This is a genomic window from Brevundimonas vesicularis, assembly GCF_900445985.1.
Classification (GTDB): domain Bacteria; phylum Pseudomonadota; class Alphaproteobacteria; order Caulobacterales; family Caulobacteraceae; genus Brevundimonas; species Brevundimonas vesicularis_D.
This window is the reverse complement of sequence record NZ_UAQP01000005.1, coordinates 679,406-696,686: the sequence shown is the minus strand read 5'-3', so window position 1 is coordinate 696,686 and position 17,281 is coordinate 679,406. Positions and strand designations below refer to the sequence as shown.

At 65.3% G+C, this 17,281-nt stretch carries 15 protein-coding genes and 1 tRNA gene; 11 read left to right on the top strand and 5 right to left on the bottom strand.

Annotated elements, in window-relative coordinates; all coding sequences use genetic code 11:
- Window positions 1–49: 49 nt before the first annotated feature.
- The 4 genes from DT343_RS03510 to DT343_RS03495 all read left to right on the top strand — a co-directional run bounded on the left by DT343_RS03510 (window position 50) and on the right by DT343_RS03495 (window position 3,486).
- Window positions 50–1,195 (top strand): lysozyme, encoded by a 1,146-nt coding sequence (locus tag DT343_RS03510; protein WP_112861763.1) that lies wholly within the window; start codon window positions 50–52, stop codon window positions 1,193–1,195.
- A 43-nt stretch (window positions 1,196–1,238) separates the two neighbouring features.
- The gene (locus DT343_RS03505; protein ID WP_112861762.1) at window positions 1,239–2,408 is read left to right on the top strand and encodes an isovaleryl-CoA dehydrogenase; all 1,170 of its coding nucleotides are present in this window, start codon (window positions 1,239–1,241) and stop codon (window positions 2,406–2,408) included.
- Between the two features lie 28 nt (window positions 2,409–2,436).
- On the top strand, window positions 2,437–2,622 hold the full coding sequence (locus DT343_RS03500; RefSeq protein WP_112861761.1) for a DUF3008 family protein: 186 nt from the start codon (window positions 2,437–2,439) through the stop codon (window positions 2,620–2,622).
- 99 nt (window positions 2,623–2,721) lie between these two features.
- Window positions 2,722–3,486, top strand: a complete 765-nt coding sequence (locus tag DT343_RS03495) for an exopolysaccharide biosynthesis protein (RefSeq protein ID WP_220116450.1) — start codon at window positions 2,722–2,724, stop codon at window positions 3,484–3,486.
- 251 nt (window positions 3,487–3,737) lie between these two features.
- Here the strand turns inward: DT343_RS03495 and flaF are convergent, their stop codons facing one another.
- The gene (gene flaF / locus DT343_RS03490; RefSeq protein ID WP_112861759.1) at window positions 3,738–4,103 is read right to left on the bottom strand and encodes a flagellar biosynthesis regulator FlaF; all 366 of its coding nucleotides are present in this window, start codon (window positions 4,101–4,103) and stop codon (window positions 3,738–3,740) included.
- Window positions 4,063–4,485 (bottom strand): flagellar biosynthesis repressor FlbT, encoded by a 423-nt coding sequence (gene flbT, locus DT343_RS03485; protein ID WP_112861758.1) that lies wholly within the window; start codon window positions 4,483–4,485, stop codon window positions 4,063–4,065. The genes flaF and flbT overlap by 41 nt, the downstream gene beginning before the upstream one ends.
- A gap of 156 nt (window positions 4,486–4,641) precedes the next feature.
- Between flbT and DT343_RS03480 the strand changes: the two genes are divergently transcribed.
- The 7 genes from DT343_RS03480 to DT343_RS03450 all read left to right on the top strand — a co-directional run bounded on the left by DT343_RS03480 (window position 4,642) and on the right by DT343_RS03450 (window position 8,943).
- The gene (locus tag DT343_RS03480) at window positions 4,642–5,085 is read left to right on the top strand and encodes a hypothetical protein (RefSeq protein ID WP_112861757.1); all 444 of its coding nucleotides are present in this window, start codon (window positions 4,642–4,644) and stop codon (window positions 5,083–5,085) included.
- 12 nt (window positions 5,086–5,097) lie between these two features.
- On the top strand, window positions 5,098–5,292 hold the full coding sequence (locus DT343_RS03475; protein ID WP_066551817.1) for a hypothetical protein: 195 nt from the start codon (window positions 5,098–5,100) through the stop codon (window positions 5,290–5,292).
- A gap of 63 nt (window positions 5,293–5,355) precedes the next feature.
- Window positions 5,356–6,216, top strand: coding sequence for an AAA family ATPase (locus DT343_RS03470; RefSeq protein ID WP_112861756.1), 861 nt, complete (start codon window positions 5,356–5,358; stop codon window positions 6,214–6,216).
- Between the two features lie 73 nt (window positions 6,217–6,289).
- Complete coding sequence (locus tag DT343_RS03465) at window positions 6,290–7,093, top strand: methyltransferase type 11 (protein WP_112861755.1); 804 nt, start codon at window positions 6,290–6,292, stop codon at window positions 7,091–7,093.
- 94 nt (window positions 7,094–7,187) lie between these two features.
- The gene (locus DT343_RS03460) at window positions 7,188–7,829 is read left to right on the top strand and encodes a YfbR-like 5'-deoxynucleotidase (RefSeq protein ID WP_112861754.1); all 642 of its coding nucleotides are present in this window, start codon (window positions 7,188–7,190) and stop codon (window positions 7,827–7,829) included.
- A gap of 4 nt (window positions 7,830–7,833) precedes the next feature.
- On the top strand, window positions 7,834–8,766 hold the full coding sequence (locus tag DT343_RS03455) for an NUDIX hydrolase (RefSeq protein ID WP_112861753.1): 933 nt from the start codon (window positions 7,834–7,836) through the stop codon (window positions 8,764–8,766).
- 87 nt (window positions 8,767–8,853) lie between these two features.
- Window positions 8,854–8,943 (top strand) — tRNA-Ser (locus tag DT343_RS03450).
- 396 nt (window positions 8,944–9,339) lie between these two features.
- On the opposite strand, the gene DT343_RS03445 is transcribed toward DT343_RS03450, so the two are convergent.
- The 3 genes from DT343_RS03445 to DT343_RS03435 form a co-directional block, all read right to left on the bottom strand.
- Window positions 9,340–9,978 (bottom strand): pepsin/retropepsin-like aspartic protease family protein, encoded by a 639-nt coding sequence (locus DT343_RS03445; protein ID WP_220116448.1) that lies wholly within the window; start codon window positions 9,976–9,978, stop codon window positions 9,340–9,342.
- Window positions 9,979–10,257: 279 nt separating this feature from the next.
- Entirely contained in the window at window positions 10,258–11,646 is a 1,389-nt protein-coding gene (locus tag DT343_RS03440; RefSeq protein WP_112861751.1) for a sensor histidine kinase, read from the bottom strand.
- 120 nt (window positions 11,647–11,766) lie between these two features.
- Window positions 11,767–17,277, bottom strand: coding sequence for a hypothetical protein (locus DT343_RS03435; protein ID WP_146756703.1), 5,511 nt, complete (start codon window positions 17,275–17,277; stop codon window positions 11,767–11,769).
- Window positions 17,278–17,281 lie beyond the last annotated feature (4 nt).

The window sequence follows — 17,281 nt, the reverse complement described above, 5'->3', positions numbered from 1 at the left end:
TGCTGGGAGCGGTGCGAGCGCCGCGCGCCTGTTTCCAATTGGGTCAACTGTGTCTGACGTCCTCCCCAAACCCAGCAAGGTGTCCCGCGAGGGCGTCCTGCTGATCAAGAGTTTCGAAGGCTTCCGGCCTCGGGCCATGCAGCGCAGCGACGGTCGCTGGGTCATCGGCTATGGCCACACCCAGTCGGCTCGCGAGGGCGCGAGGGTTTCCGAGGCCGAGGCCGAACTGCTGATGCAGTACGACCTGATCCCGGTCGTGAAGGCCGTGACCGATCATGTCCGCGCGCCTCTGAACCAGCACCAGTTCGACGCCCTGGCCAGTTTCGCCTTTTCCATCGGCGCGGACAGGTTCGCCGCCTCCGACGTGGTCGAACAGTTGAATGCGGGGTCCGCCCGGCAGGCGTCCGCGTCTTTGAGCGCCTGGGCCGATGAAGCGGCCGCTGAAAAGCCTACTCGTCGCCGATCTGCTGAACACGCGCTGTTCAACGCCGCACCCGGCGCGCCGGTGACCTTGGCGGATCTTCTGGCCGCGCCTCTGCCGTCTCCTTTCGAGACGGATGAACCGACCCTGCCCGCCGTCGACGGCGCCCTGGATGAAGCCGTCGCTCCCTTCCCGGCGCAAGACGGCGCAGCGCTGGCTCAAGCGACCACCGCGCCTCAGCCCCACGCCGTCTATGCCGCGACGGCTGTCGGCCCAGTCCCGGACGTCGTGCCGTTGACCGGGCAGTCGGAGACCGTGTCCGTCGCTACGCCGATCATCGCCGCCAACGACATCCATGCCCCGGTTGAGGCCAAGCAGCCGGAGACGCCGTCGGGCTTCGCGAGTGCGCAGAAGACCAGCGTGGTGCTGACCGCGCCGGAACTGGCCGAAGCCACGTCCGGCGACAGCGCCGCCGCACCGGCCATCGAGGGTGATGCGGCAGCCAGCGAAGACGTGCTGAGCATGCGTGACGTCGTGGCCCGCGCTCGGGCCAAGCGGCGTTCGGGCCTGGGGGAAACCTTGACCTTCGTCATCATGGGCGGCCTGGGCGCCCTGTGCCTCGGCGTCGCCATGGCCGCCTTTCGCCGCGCGTCGCTATCGAACAGCAGCGACACCGCCACAGTCGCCTGGGTCCTGATCCTGGTCGCCGCCGCTTGCCTGGGGGTGTCGGGCTACAACTGCTATCGACGCTGGGGACGGGCTGACCGCGTCTGACAGCGCTTGGCGAAAGCCCGTGCGCGATGCTACGCCCTAGCGCATGAGCATTCCCTTCGCGCCCCAATCCATGGAATTCGGCCTTGGCGACAACGCCGACGCCATCCGCGACACCACCGCCCGCTGGGCCGCCGATCGCCTGGCTCCGCTGGCCGCCGAGATCGACGAAAAGAACGAGTTCAAACGCGACCTCTGGCCCGAGATGGGCGAACTGGGCCTGCACGGAATCACCGTCGAGGAAGAGTTCGGCGGCCTTGGCCTGGGCTATCTCGAACATGTCGTCGCGATGGAGGAAGTTTCGCGCGCCTCGGCCTCGATCGGCCTGAGCTACGGCGCCCACTCCAACCTGTGCGTCAATCAGATCCGCCGCTGGGGCACGTCCGAGCAGAAGCAGAAATATCTGCCCAAGCTGATCAGCGGCGAACATGTCGGCTCGCTGGCCATGTCCGAGGCCGGATCAGGTTCCGACGTCATGTCGATGCGCACCCGCGCTGAAAAGAAGGGCGATCGCTACATCCTGAACGGCACCAAGTTCTGGATCACCAACGCGCCCCACGCCGACACCCTCGTCGTCTATGCCAAGACCGATCCGGATGCAGGATCAAAGGGTTGCACTGCCTTCCTGATCGAAAAGGGCATGAAGGGTTTCAGCGTCAGCAAGAAGCTGGACAAGATGGGCATGCGCGGCTCGGACACCGCCGAACTGGTGTTCGAAGATTGCGAAGTGCCGGAAGACAACATCATGGGTCCGCTGGGCGGCGGCGCCGGCGTGCTGATGAGCGGCCTGGATTATGAGCGCGCCGTTCTGGCCGCCGGTCCGCTCGGCATCATGCAGGCCGCGCTGGACACGGTCCTGCCCTACGTTCGCGACCGCAAACAGTTCGGCAAGCCGATCGGCTCGTTCCAGCTGATGCAGGGCAAGATCGCCGACATGTACGTCGCCCTGAACAGCGCCCGCGCCTATGTCTATTCGGTCGCCCGCGCCTGCGACGCCGGCCTGACAACGCGCTACGACGCGGCGGGCGCAATCCTGCTGGCGTCCGAAAATGCGGTGAAGGTGACGATGGAGGCCGTTCAGGCCCTAGGCGGCGCCGGCTACACAAAGGAATGGCCGGTCGAACGACTGGTCCGCGACGCCAAACTCTATGACATCGGCGCCGGCACCAACGAGATCCGCCGCTTCCTGATCGGACGGGAACTGCTGGGCGGCTGACGGTTTTTTCCTCGCGAGGAGACAGACCATGCCCGCCAAATCCGCCGCTCAGCAAAAGGCCGCTGGTGCCGCCCTGTCGGCCAAGCGCGGGGACACGCCGAAGTCAAAGCTGAAGGGCGCGTCCAGGTCCATGGTCGAGTCCATGACGGAAAAGCAGCTGGAAGACCTTGCCGAAACCAAGCGCAAGGACAAACCCGAGCACGTGCAGGACTGAGACACAGTCGATTTATCTGGTCGCCTGTCCGTTCTGTAAGTGGCGATCCGCGCGCCGACCGCCTAGATGGGCGCAATCTACAGCCGAGCGCCCCGCCTGATGCCCGCCCAACCGCCTCCGAACGACGACCTGCGGCGGTTTTCCGACGTCCTTGAAGATCTCGGCCACGCCCCAGAACCCAAGCTGACCATGGCCGAACTGGTCGCGTCGTTCGGCGAGCGCGGCTTCGGGGCCATGATCCTGATCCTGTCGCTACTGGCGCTCCTGCCCTGGCCGCCGGGCGGCAAGGCGGTCTTCGCCGTGCCAATCATCCTTATGTCCCTGGAACTGGCCTTCCAGAGGCAGAGTGTGTGGCTGCCGCGCTGGATGTTGAAGGCCTCGGTGTCCCGCTCTGCCTACAATTCCTTGATCGCCACTCCGTTCGCAGCCCCGGCCTGGCTACGCCGCTGGGTGCTGTCGGCAAAGGTGCGGATCGCTGGGCGCCGCTATATCTTTTCCGACGGCGTGAGGCGCGCCGTTCGCAGACGGCCGAACGGCCTGAGCGTCCTGAAGATGGTTCGCGCGATCGAACGATTGACCCGGCCGCGCTTGCCGCTGCTGACCGGCGATGTCGCCGACACCTTCACCGGCCTGGTCTGCGTCGTGCTGGCCCTGATCATGGCCCTGCCCATCCCGTTTGGGGACGCCCTGCCCGGCATCGCCTTGGTTCTCTTCGCCCTGGGCATGATGCAGCGCGACGGCGTCGCCATTCTGCTCGGCATCGTGGCGACGGTCGCCAGCGCGTTTTACCTGTTCCTGATCTGGGCGACGGTGGTCGAGGTCGCTCAGCACCTCACCGGCTGGTTGGCCAAGCTGCTGCACTGACGGCGACAAAAAGGGCCGCCGGGTTTCCCCGACGCCCCTTCATTGCCTGACCGCGAACGGTCCGGCCGCAACTCAGTCTGAAAGGCTCAGACCAGACCCTCTCCGAGGGCCAGGGTCGCGGTCGCCGCTCGCGATTGATGACAATGAGACACTGGATCACCTCCTTTCGACTGTTGAACAGGGAGGTGAAACATAAGACGGCTCAACGGCTTGCGCCAATGGGCTTCGCGCTTTCGTGAACACGTGCCGATCTACTGCGTCGGCGAGGCCCCGCCGGACAGGCCCTGCATGATCATACGGTTGATGTCGATCAGGTCCTGAAAGCTTTCCTCGCCCCGCATGATCGCCGAGGAATGGCGATTGACGAACAGGCTCAGCGAAATGATCTGCGCCCGCATCGGAGCGCCCAGGGCGTTGCCCGGATCGCTGCACTCGCCGGCCAGCGTCGACCAGAGACGCCGGTTCCAGTCCAGCGCATCGATTCGGGTGGCGATGTCGGATTCATCGACGGTCGAAGCATGAACCAGAGCGCGCGTAACCTGACCGAACAGACGGTACTCAAGGTCGCGCGGACTCTCAGCTCTCGCCGCCGCCGCTGTGTAGGCCTGAAGCGACATTCAGCACTCTCTCTTCATACTCGACAATCTTACGCGCCGACATCAGGGCCTTGTAGTATTCGCGCGCCAGCACATGACGCGAGGCCGCGACACATTCCGCCAGAATCTCGGGATTCTGCGTGGCGCCCATGAATTCCGTGATCCGCAGGGCCAGTTCGTCGAAGAACTTCGACGCCGAACTCTCGTCCAGATACATCATCATGATCGGGAAATAGATGCGGCGTGCGGGCGTGGTGACGTCCTCGGCCTGCATGATATCCTTCTCGCGCAGGACGCTGGCGCGATTTTGCAAGATCAGCACGCCGCGACGATCGCCGTTCTGGACCACGGCGCCATTCAGAACGAACTTCTCGCCGGGTTTCAGCGACAGCTTCAAGGCCATTGAGGACCGTACTCCAGTCGTGGTCGAGCCGGTCGCGCACGACAGCTCCGAGTGAATCAGGCTCTACCCCGGCATCAGTTAACCATCCCTTGTGAGAGCGATCCGCTGGAACGCGTATCGTCGCCGTTGCGTTGGCTTGTCGAAGAGGAGACGACCATGCCGGACAACGACTATCAGGACGATCAGGAACAGTCTGAGACGTTCGACGAAACCCATCTGGACGACGAGGGCGACGGCGAATTTCTGCTGGATGAAGCCGACCAAGTGCTGGACGTGACCCAGGCGGATGGCGACGCCGACGAAGAGGAGTTCGACGAGGACGCCGAGGTCGATCTCGATGACCAGTTAGCGCTCGACGGCATCGAACGCGAAGCCGACGCCCTGTTGGGCGTCGATGGCGAAAACCGCGATCAGATCGACGCCGAAGGCGGGCCGGCGTCAGCGCCGGATGAAATCGAGCTCGTCTATTCCGGCCTGATGGAAAACGAACGCGGCGCACAGGCCAGCGCCGCCCACTGGGAAGCCAAAAGGCTCTCGGACGACGACATTACGGACTTGGGATACGGCCCGGACGGCGATCAAGACGCTCCGGCGCGATAAGGAGACAATGACATGACCGACGATAAAGCCCGTCACGACGCGTCCACCGACGCCCCGCACGCCAAGCGCACGACCTCGCAGGACGGTGTGCCGGACCAGCTCGACAAGATCGAAAAGTCCGAAAGCCGCCAGGAGGCGCTCGTGGATGAGGGTCTGGAAGAAACCTTCCCCGCCAGCGATCCGGTCTCGGCCAAGCGCATCACCTGATCGCTGTTCACGGCGCAAGTGATCCGCTAACCCACTTCGTGGAAACACGGAGTGGGTTTTTCTATGAGCCGTTTCGAAGGCACGGACCGTTATATCGCGACGAGCGACCTCAAGGTCGCGGTGAACGCCGCGGTCGCACTGGAGCGTCCCCTGCTGATCAAGGGCGAGCCCGGCACAGGCAAGACGGTCCTGGCCTATGAGATCGCCAAGGCTTTTGACGCGCCGTTGATCACCTGGCACGTCAAATCCACAACCAAGGCCCATAACGGCCTGTATGAATACGACGCCGTCAGCCGGTTGCGCGACAGCCAGTTGGGCGAGGAACGCGTCCATGACGTCCGCAACTATCTGAAGAAGGGCAAGCTGTGGGAGGCGTTTACCGCCCCTACCCGCCCCGTCCTGCTGATCGACGAGATCGACAAGGCCGACATCGAGTTCCCGAACGACCTGCTTCAGGAACTGGATCGGATGGAGTTCTACGTCCAGGAAACGGACGAGACGATCCGCGCCGAAGTGCGCCCCATCGTCATCATCACCTCCAACAATGAAAAAGAGCTGCCCGACGCCTTCCTGCGCCGCTGCTTCTTCCACTTCATTCGCTTCCCCGACGCCGAGACCCTGTCGGCCATCGTCGATGTGCACTTCCCCAGCATCAAACCGCGCCTGGTTTCCGAGGCGTTGAAGACGTTCTACGAAATCCGCGACACGCCGGGCCTGAAGAAGAAGCCGTCCACCTCAGAGCTTCTGGATTGGCTGAAGCTGTTGCTGGTCGAAGATATCGACGCCGAGACCCTGCGTGAGAAGACGCCGAACAAGCTGATCCCGCCGCTGCATGGCGCGCTGCTAAAGAACGAGCAGGACGTGCATCTGTTCGAACGCCTGGCCTTCCTGAACCGCCGCGAAGGCTCGCGCCCCGGCGGCTGACCCGGTGATTACCGCGATTTCACTGGATCACGCGGCCGCAGCGCGCAGAATGAGGGCCAAGAGAGGTTCGACCATGCGTCATATCCTGCTTTATCTAGCCCTCAGCGCCAGCCTGGCCGCCTGCGACGGCGACAACTCGGTCCGCATCACCACCACCTCGTCCAACGACGATCAGGGCGCAGGCGTGTTGAAGGTGATCGACGCTCTGCAATGCCCGGACAATCTTGGCGTCCTGACGCGAAAGGGCCTGGCGGCGGCGGGCGGCGCAAACTGCGTCTATGGCGGCCCCAAGGGCGCCGACGTCGTGCTGCATCTGGTCAAGCTGGATGGGCGCTCCGTCGATGACGTGCTGCGGGACTTCGAAGCGCGCGCCAGCGCCGATCTGCCTCATACGGTCGCGCGGCTGGCCCCGGGCGCAGGCGATGCGCCGCCGCCTCCGCCATCGATCGAGGCAGGCGATACGACTTCCGTCCAGGCGCCTGGGGTTGACATCAAGACGCGCGGCGAAGACGCCTCGGTCCGACTGCCGGGCCTGAAGATCGAGACCCAGGGCGATAACGCCAGCGTCCGCATCGGCGGCATCAACATCCAGTCCAAGGACGGACAAAACGTCCGCACCGAAACCTCGACGGTCAGCGTGGACGCCAACGACAACTCCACGCGCGTGCGCACCCGTGCGCCGGGCGCGGCGACGCGCATGACCTATATCCTGGCTGACGATCAGCCCGGCGATGCGGGTTGGCGCCAGGTGGGCTTCGAGGCGCGCGGCCCCAGCGGCGGCCCGATCGTGATCGCCGTGGTCAGGTCCAAGGATCGCCGCAACGACGGCATTTTCGACGACGCCAAGGAACTGGTCACACTGAACGTCGGACGCTGACGCGGCGATTTCCTGCGCCGTCTGGTCCCTCCCGCTTGATCCCGGCGTATCTTTGCGTCACCTGACCAGCCGACAAGCGATCAGGACACGCGATTTGGCCGAGCGCCCCACCAAGAAGAACGCCCCCCGCGCCTGGCAGCGCATGCTGTCCGGTCGTCGCCTGGATCTGCTGGACCCGTCGCCGTTCGACATCGAGATCGAGGACATCGCCCATGGCCTGGCGCGCGTCGCCCGCTGGAACGGTCAGACCATCGGCGAGCACGCCTTTTCGGTCGCCCAGCACTCGTGCGTGGTCGAAGAGATCGCCGCCCACATCAAGCCCGGCCTGGATCCGAAATGGCGTCTGGCCGCCCTGCTCCACGACGCCTCGGAATACGTCATCGGCGACATGATCTCGCCGTTCAAAGCGGCGCTCGGGGCCGGGTACAAGGATTTCGAGGCCAAGCTGGAAGCCGCGATCCACCTGCGCTACGGCCTGCCGCCCAAGACGCCTCAGACGGTCAAAACCCTGATCAAGAAGGCCGACAAGGCCTGTGCCTTCTTCGAGGCGACGCAGTTGGCGGGTTTCACCGAAAAGGAATCGCTGGGCTTCTTCGGCAGTCCGCCCGAGGGCTACAGCCTGACGATCGAACCTCAACCCGCGCCGGTTGCCCAGGCCCGCTATCTGGAACGCTACCGCGTCCTGGCTGGAGCCGTCGGCCTGATCCCCGCCGACGACGCCTGGCACACGGAATAAAGCGATGACCCAGGGGGCGGAGGATGGTGTTCGCATCGGTCTGTCGGCGGTCGTGATGACCTTGAAAGACCGACAGGCCGTCGTCCTGACGACCCCGACCGAGGACGGTTCACGCGCCCTGCCCTTCGGGCCTTTCGATCCTGTGCGCGACCGCACCTTCGAACGCGCCCTGCGGGACTTCGTGACCGCCCAGACAGGCTTCCGACTAGGCTTCGTCGAACAGCTCTACACCTTCGGCGACGCGGGCCGCGCCTCGCCGCGCGCCACCCCCGGTCCTGGCCGGCACAGAGAGGTCTCCGTCGGCTATCTGGCCCTGACGCCCGACGCCGCGGAAGGCCAGACCCACGACGCCCGCTGGGACGCCGTGTTCGAGTTCTTTCCCTGGGAAGACCGGCGCGGCGGCCAAGACACTCAGATCACGAAAGGCCTGCACGCCTGGGCCGACGGCGACGAGCACCGACTGGCTCGCGCCCGCGCCCTGTTCGCCCTGACGCCCGATCACCGCTGGAATGAGGAGCGGGTCCTGGAGCGCTATGAACTGCTCTACGAAGCGCGTCTGGTCGCCGAGGCCTGGCGCGACGCCGGCCTGTCACCCACGCAGCCCATGCCGGGCCGCATCATGTCCTCCGATCACCGGCGCATCCTGGCGACGGCGCTTGGCCGTCTGCGCAGCAAGCTGAAATACCGCCCGGTCCTGTTCGATCTGACGCCTGGCGTCTTCACCCTGTCCCAACTCCAGGCGGGCGCTGAGGCCGTCTCGGGCCTCAGCCTGCACAAGCAGAATTTCCGGCGGGGCGTGGAGCGCACGGGGCTGGTCGAACCCACCGGACAGCTGTCTTCCACCACGGGCGGCCGACCCGCCGAACTGTTTCGATTCAAGGGCGTGGACGCTCAGACCGGCGCCGCGCCGGGCCTCTCCTTGCCCGCGCAAAGATAGCGTCGGATTTCTTTCACAGACGGGTTGCGAAGCGCTGCGGCTCCGACTAGAGAAGCCCCTCGCTCGACCAAGCGATATCGGCGCCGCGGAGAGGTGGCAGAGTGGTCGAATGTACCGCACTCGAAATGCGGCGTGCCTGGAAGGGTACCGTGGGTTCGAATCCCACCCTCTCCGCCATTCCGACGGGAATAGCCTAAACTCAAAAGATCCAAGCCTCAGACGCTTGCTGATTCTGATCTTCTGGCATGCATAATTGCTCAGCGCGCTGGCGTGGTCGCCGTGCTCTAGGGCGATCCCCTGCACCCGCCGACGGGGCCGCCGCTGATCGACAGGTTTTCTGAAATGGCGCCGCCAGTTGTGGCGACATTCAGCCGTGCGCACGCCGCCCCGATGTTGAGGTCGAGGAGCACGACCGACTTAGGCTCTCGATCAGAACAACGCCACGCCCTCTTCCCACGACACAAGAGCGAGAGCCATGGTGTCGGTGCTATTTCGGTATCCGAACCTGAAGCTCCGCCTTGGGAAAATCCAGGGCGAAGGCATCGAGGTTATTCAACAGGTCCGACCCGAGGATCAGCTCTGGCGTTTGCCCCCCCTGGCGTCGGGGGATTCGTCAGCAACGAAGATCAACGGCACGTTCTGGAAGTTGACCGGCCCCAAACGGATGCGATTCACAGTTCCCTCTAGGACCGCCGTCCCATGGTCGGTCGCACCGCGGATCTCGCCTGCTGGCGCAAGGTGCGAATCGGTCTCCGTCCAGCCGAGGGCCTTCAAGGCCCCTCCAGACGCCACGGAAACGGATGCGCCGGTATCGATCAAAGCGTTGAAGGTTACGCCGTCGATGTCGACCGGCACCTCAAGCAGGCCGCTGTCGTTGAGGCGGCCGGCGACGGAGACAAAGCCCGTCTTCGGGATACCGGAGGGTTCGATCGAAAGACGCGTTGCAGCGTTGTCGAAGACGACGCGATCCTGGGTGAAAACCTCCATGCCGACGATGCCGCGCGCCTCGGTGACCGTCGCGTTCGGCAAGGCGATCATGCCGACGGCCGTCCTATCAAACAGGGCTGTCTTGAAATGATCGACGCCATAAAGCGCAGCCTGCTGCTGGCCAGCGACCCCGCCGACACCCATCTCCCCAATCGCCGGAAACCCCAGCTCGTCGACCAGCGCCGGCGTCAGAAGGCTGGTCTGCGCGGCGGTATCGACGACCATACGGAAGGGTCCCTTCCCATTGATCTCAGCCTCGATCGTCGGTCGGCCACGGCTGTCGCGGGTCAGGGCCGACTCCTTGGAAGCGATCATGGGCGCCTCGGCTGCCGCGGCTTGCTGCTGTGGCTGCCCAGTGGCGGGCTGGGGCGCGTTGATGGCCAGGCCGGCGATCAGGATCAGAGCGTGCATGTCAGTCTCCAGGACAGATCGCTCGATCTGTACTCGATCAAGCTGATCGGAAACTGGCGCCGTCTCATTTCGGCAGACCTGGTCTGGCTGTCGTCATGGCCGCGAGGACGCGTCGGGATCAAAGCGCAGCGCCACTTCGGCGCCCCCGCCCTGAGCCTCTCCGATCTCCACCGCGCCCTCGTGCCGATCGACCACAGCTTTCACGATCGCAAGCCCCAGCCCATAACCGCTACGTCCCGTCGAAAAGCGGGTGAACGGCTCGAACAGCGATTTCATTTGTTCGGTGGGAATACCTGGCCCCTGGTCGCGCACCCTGACCCAGCCATCCTTGTCCAGCCGCACCACGACGCGCTGTCCCTCAGCCGAAAACGACAGGGCGTTGTCGATCACATTGCCGATCGCAGTCTCGACCAGGCCCGGATCGGCCCAGAGGGTGTAGCGCGTCACTTCGCGTTCGAAGACGAGATCGAGACCGCGACGGGCCGCGACGACTTCGCGTTCGCCAACCGCCCTCCCCGTCAGCGTGACCAGATCGGATTCCTTCAGCGGCTCCGGCGCCTCGCCGATCGTCATCAGCTTGAGCAACTGGTTCGCCAGGTCGGTCAGACGTCGAACGTCGGAGATCAGCTTCTCCTTCAGCCGCCCGTCGTCCATGATTTCGAGACGGGTGCGCAGCACCGTAAGAGGGGTGCGCATCTCGTGGGCGGCGGCCGACAGGAAGAAGCGCTGTCGACGCTGGGCCTCGTCGACCCGCACGATCATCTGGTTGAGCGCCGATACAAGGGGCGCGACCTCCAGGGGGAGGCCCTTCTCCGGGAAGAGGTCGCTCAGATTGTCGGGATCGAGATCGCGCGCCATGGCGGCGACCCTGCGAATGCGCAGAACGTTCGCCAGGAGGATGATTGCGAAAACGACGAACGCCGCCCCGACGGTGAACAGGAAGATGCCCCCGTAACTCCAGATGAATTTGCTGTAGAGCCGCACCGATCCGCTGGCCGCCGTAGTCGTCGCATGTTCGATCCCCGCGTACTCGTAGTAGCTCGCCTGACCTCCACATTCCGAATAGGCGAGAAAGCTGCGTCCAGGTCCGCCAGGGTCGTCGTTCGTGCTGGTCAGGCACAGGCCTGAATAGGCCTTCGTCAAATCCTGCTTTTGCAGCCTGTCGAAAGCCAGGCTGATGAAGAAGGGTGTTCCTTCACCCGAGCGAAACTCACGCCCGTGGACCTTTATGAAATAACGAAACTGCGGATTGTGCGCCTTGATGTCGCGCAAGACAGGATCAGCGGCGAGGTCGCCGCCTGCGCCCGGGCGCTCGCGTTCGGCGAAGGCGAACCGGCTGAGGACCTGAGAGGCGCTAGAGGCTGTGATCTGCACGGGGTCGGCGACGCCGGAGGGTTCGACGGACAGCAGAGGGCGCAGTGTGAAGAAGTAGACGCCAAACCCCACGAACAGAATGGTGATGAGCGCCAGTTGCCCGAACATGGACCGGTGCAGACTTCGTATCGCCAGACCCAACCCATCCTCCTCGCCCTTGAGCGCTCATGCCTTATCCTAGCCGATGCCCGAGAGGGTCAAAACAGCAGGCTTACCGCGGCGTGGACCTCAGTCGGTCGCGAGACCCTCGAAGCGATTTCCGGCGGAACTGGCGGTTTGCCGCTTCACCAACTGCGCAAGGTCCCTTCGAATCCGTTCAGCAGCCAGCCCGTTGGAGAATGTCGCCAACGCCTCTGCGAAGGTGTCAGAATCCAGCGGCGGATCACCTGGATCGACGGAGTCGCGATCGGCGGGATACAGACTTTGCAGCAGCGCAGCCTGCATCAGTTCTGCGGCGATAGCATTTTCACCGGCGCGCCCATAGGCGCGTGCAGCCGCCAATCTCAGGCCAGCGGATGGCGTCGACACAAAACGCAACTGTCGGGTCAACCCCGCCAGCCGCTCTTCATTCAGCGCCACCGGAGCCTTGCGCTCGAGCGCCAGGAAGAGCGCAAGGTCATTGACGCCGATCGGCGGTCCCAACAGTCGGCCGGCAAGCGCGTCAAGCCGCGCCTGTCCCGCGCCCTGGCTCCAAAGACCGTCTGCAATCCTGTCATAAAGTCGCATCTGCCGCGCCTGCATGGCTCCCGACAGGCTCGAGAGCTCGGCTTCGACCTCTGCCGTGACGGCGGGATCGTCGGTCAAGGCCGCCAGAACCGGCGCGCCATAACCGGCGGCTGTCGGATCCGCCAGACTGTCGATCAAGGCCTGACGATCGGTCGTGTCGCCCTCCTCGCGTCCGCGTGGCGCCGTGGAGCGCCATAGACCGCGAAGAGCGTCGGCTATCGCCGCACCCTGCATCTGCGGCTCAATCAGTCGATCTAGCGGCCGAGCGGCCGCCGTGGCCATACGCTTTGGCTCTTGAACAGCCAGGGCGGCGACAGCTGGCGCTTGCGGAAAACGTTGCCTATAAGTGGCCCAGACGGGCTCGAAGACGCTCAGCAGATCGACTTCGCCGTGGCGCGGAGCTGCAGCTCGGGTGACGAGTTGACCGATCCATTCGGGATCATCCAGACCGACGCTCGACGCTTGCGCGACGCGCGCCGCGTCGGCGGGATTGTCTGTCAGACGGTAGGCTAGGCCCAGCAGGGTGGCGAGCACCTGATCCTCGGATCGGCTCGCGGCGTACGGGGCTGCGCTCGCGGCAAAGGCGAGGAAATCGCCGGCCTTGGCCTGGATCAGAAGCAGGCCCGCAACATAGGCGCCGTTCTCCGGCTCGACGGAGACCAGTTTGGCGTAGGCGGCGGCGACCTTGGGATTGACCGGCGTCTTGGCAGCTTCGCCTCGCAAGAAGCGTCTTCGGAAGCGAGCCGTCTCCTCACGACTTAGCCGGGGCGCCGATAGGAAGGCGTCAAATGCCGCCTGACGCTCGACCTCGAACTTCTGCGTCAGTAGTCCCGCGAGACTTAATGGCGGCGTTTCCATCGCCTCTTGCAGAGCGGTCAAGGCTTCGAACGCCCGGGCGCGATCACCAGCAAACCAAGCTGTCAGAACCTCCGGCAGACGCGCGCTGTCGGCGTAGCGCGCCGCGACGACCCGCGCGCCCGCTATCAAGACCTCCTGGTTGGCGGGCGGCGCATCCAACCGCAAAAGCAACTCGACAAAGCCGGCGCCGGTGTCAGCCGCCGCCGACCGTTCAGCGCTGATGTCCCGGATCAAGACGGCTTGCAGCCGAGCCCTTTGCGCCGGGGTGATAGAGGCGTCGAGCAGATAGCCGGCGATAGCCTTCTGCAGCCCCGAGGCCGCGCCCGTCTGCTCAAGACGTTCAACCAGCGCATCGTAGAGGTCAATGAGCCGATCCGGCTCGAACCGTTGCGTCATCACCTGCAGGGGCGTCGGCCCGCCGGCTCGCCGGCCCGCCGCGCCCGCCACGGGAAGCGGATCATTACCGCGCGAAACCAGCAGTTGGATGAGGACGTCATCCGAAAGCAGGCGACGACCTGCGGCGGCCTCCAGCTTGGCGAACCTGGCGGGATCGATGCGATAGACGTCGTAAAGAGCCAGATCGTTGAACGATGTCTGCGCCAGCGGCGCCAGAATGTCCTCGCGCACGATCTCTGGGCGGTCGACGTCGGCCGCCTTGAGCAGAAGCGAGACCAACATCGGCGGCTGGCCTTCGATCACGCCCTTTTCACGTTGGGCTCGCCAGGGCGTGTCCGCCGCGATCGCCTGGTCGGTCAGGGCGCGAATACGGACGCGATCCCGGGCTTCGAAGGCCAGGGCCAGACCCAGATCGAAATCGCCGCTCGCCTCGGACTGGCGTCGCAGATCTGCGATGGGCCAGTCAGCTCCCGCCGCTGTGGACGCCTGAGTCGCCGGAGCCGGCAGATCGGCCAATGCGGTTCGTGCGTCAGGATCTTTCGCGAAGGGGGCAAGGAGCGATGCCTGGAGTTCGCCCAGGTCGGCCTCACCTAGGAAGGTAGCCAGCCGCTGGTTGATGCTGACGATCAGCGCGAGCCTGGGATAGTCGGCCAGCTTGGCCGCCCCGCCCGATGCGGCCGATTGCGGCTGCAGCGCTGCAGAGGACGCGGTCCGGCGCCAGGCGGCCAAACGCTCTGGGGTCTCATCGGCAGGCCACGTCAACAGCGCGCCTTCGATCAGCGTCGGCGTGTACTGAGCGGCGTCGAGCGCCTTCAGGGCGTCGCTGGCGCTTTGTGTCGGCTGCCGCTGTACAAGGGTGTTTAGACCGCGCCAATAGAGGGTGCCGGCTTCCGATTTCTGGCCCGACTGTTCCAGCAGGACAGCAGTGCGGGCGATCAGATCGAGATTGTCCTGATCCTGCAAAAGCGCCACGCGGTAGCTGGCCAGCGCCTCGCGTGTCATTCCAGCCTCGGCATAGGCCTCGCCTCGCAAGGCGTCCACGTTCACCAGCCCGCCGATGTCGCCCATCAATGCAAACGCCCGCTCGGCGCCGGCGACATCGCCTTCCTTCAGGAAGGTCTCCGCGAGGTCGGCGTAAACCTCCGGCGGATAGGGTTTGCGCATCGCCACAAGGCGGCGGCCGTAGACCGCCTTGCGCGCCGGGTCGCCTACCGTCGTTTCACTGTCGGACGTCAGACTGATCAGTTGACGCAGAACCGCCGGCTTCTGGTCGCCCGCGACCGCCAGCGAGGATTGGAGGGCGCGCAACTGCAGTTCAGGATCGCCGCGCCCTTGGCCTATATCGCCGACCAGCGATGACAGCCGGACATCATCTCCGTCCTGCAGCATACGCTCCAGCGCTGCGCGCCTCGCCCACCCCAGGCGGGCTTGCGTTAGATCGGCCGGGACCGAGACGCTGTCTGCGTCGCCGGCGGACAGCACGTCCAGAAGGCCATTCAAGGCGGCCATGAACGCGGCGGCGCCCGGGGCCGCCTCCGCTTTGAACTGAAGCAGACTGGCGGCCTGCGCCGCCTGTCCTTCCGTCTTCATCGCCGAGGTGTATTCCAGCAGCGCGTCGACGTCTCCCGGGGCTAGCGCGAGAGCGCGTCTGTGTTCGGCCAGCGCCTCGGCGCGTCGGTATCCCGATGTATAAATCGACGCCGCGAACCGCGCGGCTTCGACATCGTCGAGTTGGCCGGCGGCGCGCATCCGCGTCATCAGTTCATCCACGCGACGATTGCGATCCGCCTCGCTCTCGGCGGGGTCCGGGAAACGCAGCAGATTGATGATCAGCCGGCGCAGATAGGCGTCCGCGTTGGCGGGATCGACATCGGCCAAGCGGGCCAGGCTTGCGTTGAGACCGGCGTAGTTCCTAAGTCGCGCCTGAACCGCCGCCAGTTGCTCCAGGGTCCGAACTTCTCCTGACCGCGAACGCTCAGCATAGCGGCGAACCGCGCGCTCAGCGCCCGCGCCGTCCTGCTGCGCGATGCGGATTTCGACCAGCAGGCTCACCTCGCCCTGATCCGCAGCGCCCGAGGTGATCCGCCCTTCGAGTTCGGCGGCGATCGTCTCCAACTGCCCCGTTTGCCGGGCGGCGCGAATGATCTGTCGTTGCAGAAAGACCTTGCGCGCGGGCAGCTGGGTGCGGGCCCACAGCGCCCGCCAACGTCTCAACGCTTCCGCAGGCTGGCCGGCAGCGAAGGCCAGGTCCGCGATATGGGCCTGTTGATCGTCGTCCAGCGCGCCGCCTCGCGACTCCGCGCCCAGCAGGGTTTCGAGCGCCAGATCCTGGCGACCCAGCCGCTCGTAATCTTCCGCCACGGCGACAAGGAGGGCCGTATCCCGCGGCGCGGCCGCCGCAAGAGCACGAAGGCCCGCCTCGGCCTCAGCCTCGCGACCCTGATCTATGGCGGTCTCGACCTCGAAGCGACGGATCGCGGCGGTCACCGCCGGCGACGAGCCGGCGTCACCCAGGATACGGGTCGCCTGCTCACCCATCCCCATGGCGATCATCTTTCGCGCCGTCTCGATCTGCACATCAGCGTCGGCGCGATTGGCGACAGCGAGGCCGCGATAGACCTCAACTGCCTCGTCCGCCTTGCCCTGTTCCAGATAAAGGGCGGCCAAACCATCGGCCCAACGGGGGTCGGCGGGCTGAGCCGCAATCAGGCGGCGATATTCGGCCTCGACTTCCGCCGTGCGACCCGCCGTCTTCAGCACACTGAGCAACCGCTCGCGCAGCGCGCCGTTCCCGCTCTGCCGAACCAGGGCGACTGCATCGTCGTAGCGTTGCAGCTCCAAAAGCACATCGAGGCGAGCCTGATCCACTTCCGCCCCACGCGGTTTCCGCGCCAGAAAGACCTCGGCGCCCGCGAGCTGATTCGCTGTCCGATAGGCTTCCACTAAGAGGGCCAGGGCGTAGAGCCGATCTTCGGTGGTCACGGCGGCCTCGGCAGCACGCCAGGCTGAAGCGGCGGCCGCATCCGGCGTCCCTTGGCTGATGGCCCAATCCGCCAGGCGCACCCCATCGCTGTACCGCGCGCTGGCTTCCGTCTGCGGGCGATAGAGCGCTGCGGCGTCGCCGGGTCGCCCAAGCAGCCCGAGAACCGCCGCCGCCCGGTTCGCCATGACCGCGTCACCCGATCCCGCAAGCTGAGACAGGGCCTCCGGCTTACGTCCCGTCACTCCAATGATCGCCAGGCGACGGTCGAGCAAGGCGCGCTCTTGCGGGTCCTCAGATTGCGCACGCGCCCGTTCATACCAGACCGATGCCGCGCCGGCCTGGTTCTGAATGTCCAGCAAGCGACCTCGCAGGAGCAGCGCGTCCGTGGACTGACAGTGATCGAGCGCGTCGGAGACGGTGTCGGTCGCGGCATCGACATCGCCGTCACGCCATTCCAGCACCGCTTTCAAAACGCCGACCCGACAGGCGCGCTCCGGATCGGCGCCGACCGACAGCTCATCCAAGCGTCCATAGACGGCGCTCAATTCGTTCGCGAGCACGGCGCGGGCGTACAGGCGATCCGCCGCGGCGAAGTCGAGCCGCGCGCCGGACAGGGCGGTGTCGATCATTGCGCGTGAACCGACGCCGTTCGGGGTCGGCGGCGTCGAAATCTCGCCGCCCGGCGCCGTTTGCGCCATTGCCGACGCGACGCCGGCGCCGGCGCCGGCCAGACTAAGGCCGAGCGCGAGAAACAGGGAGCGTGATCGCAGGGTCATGATC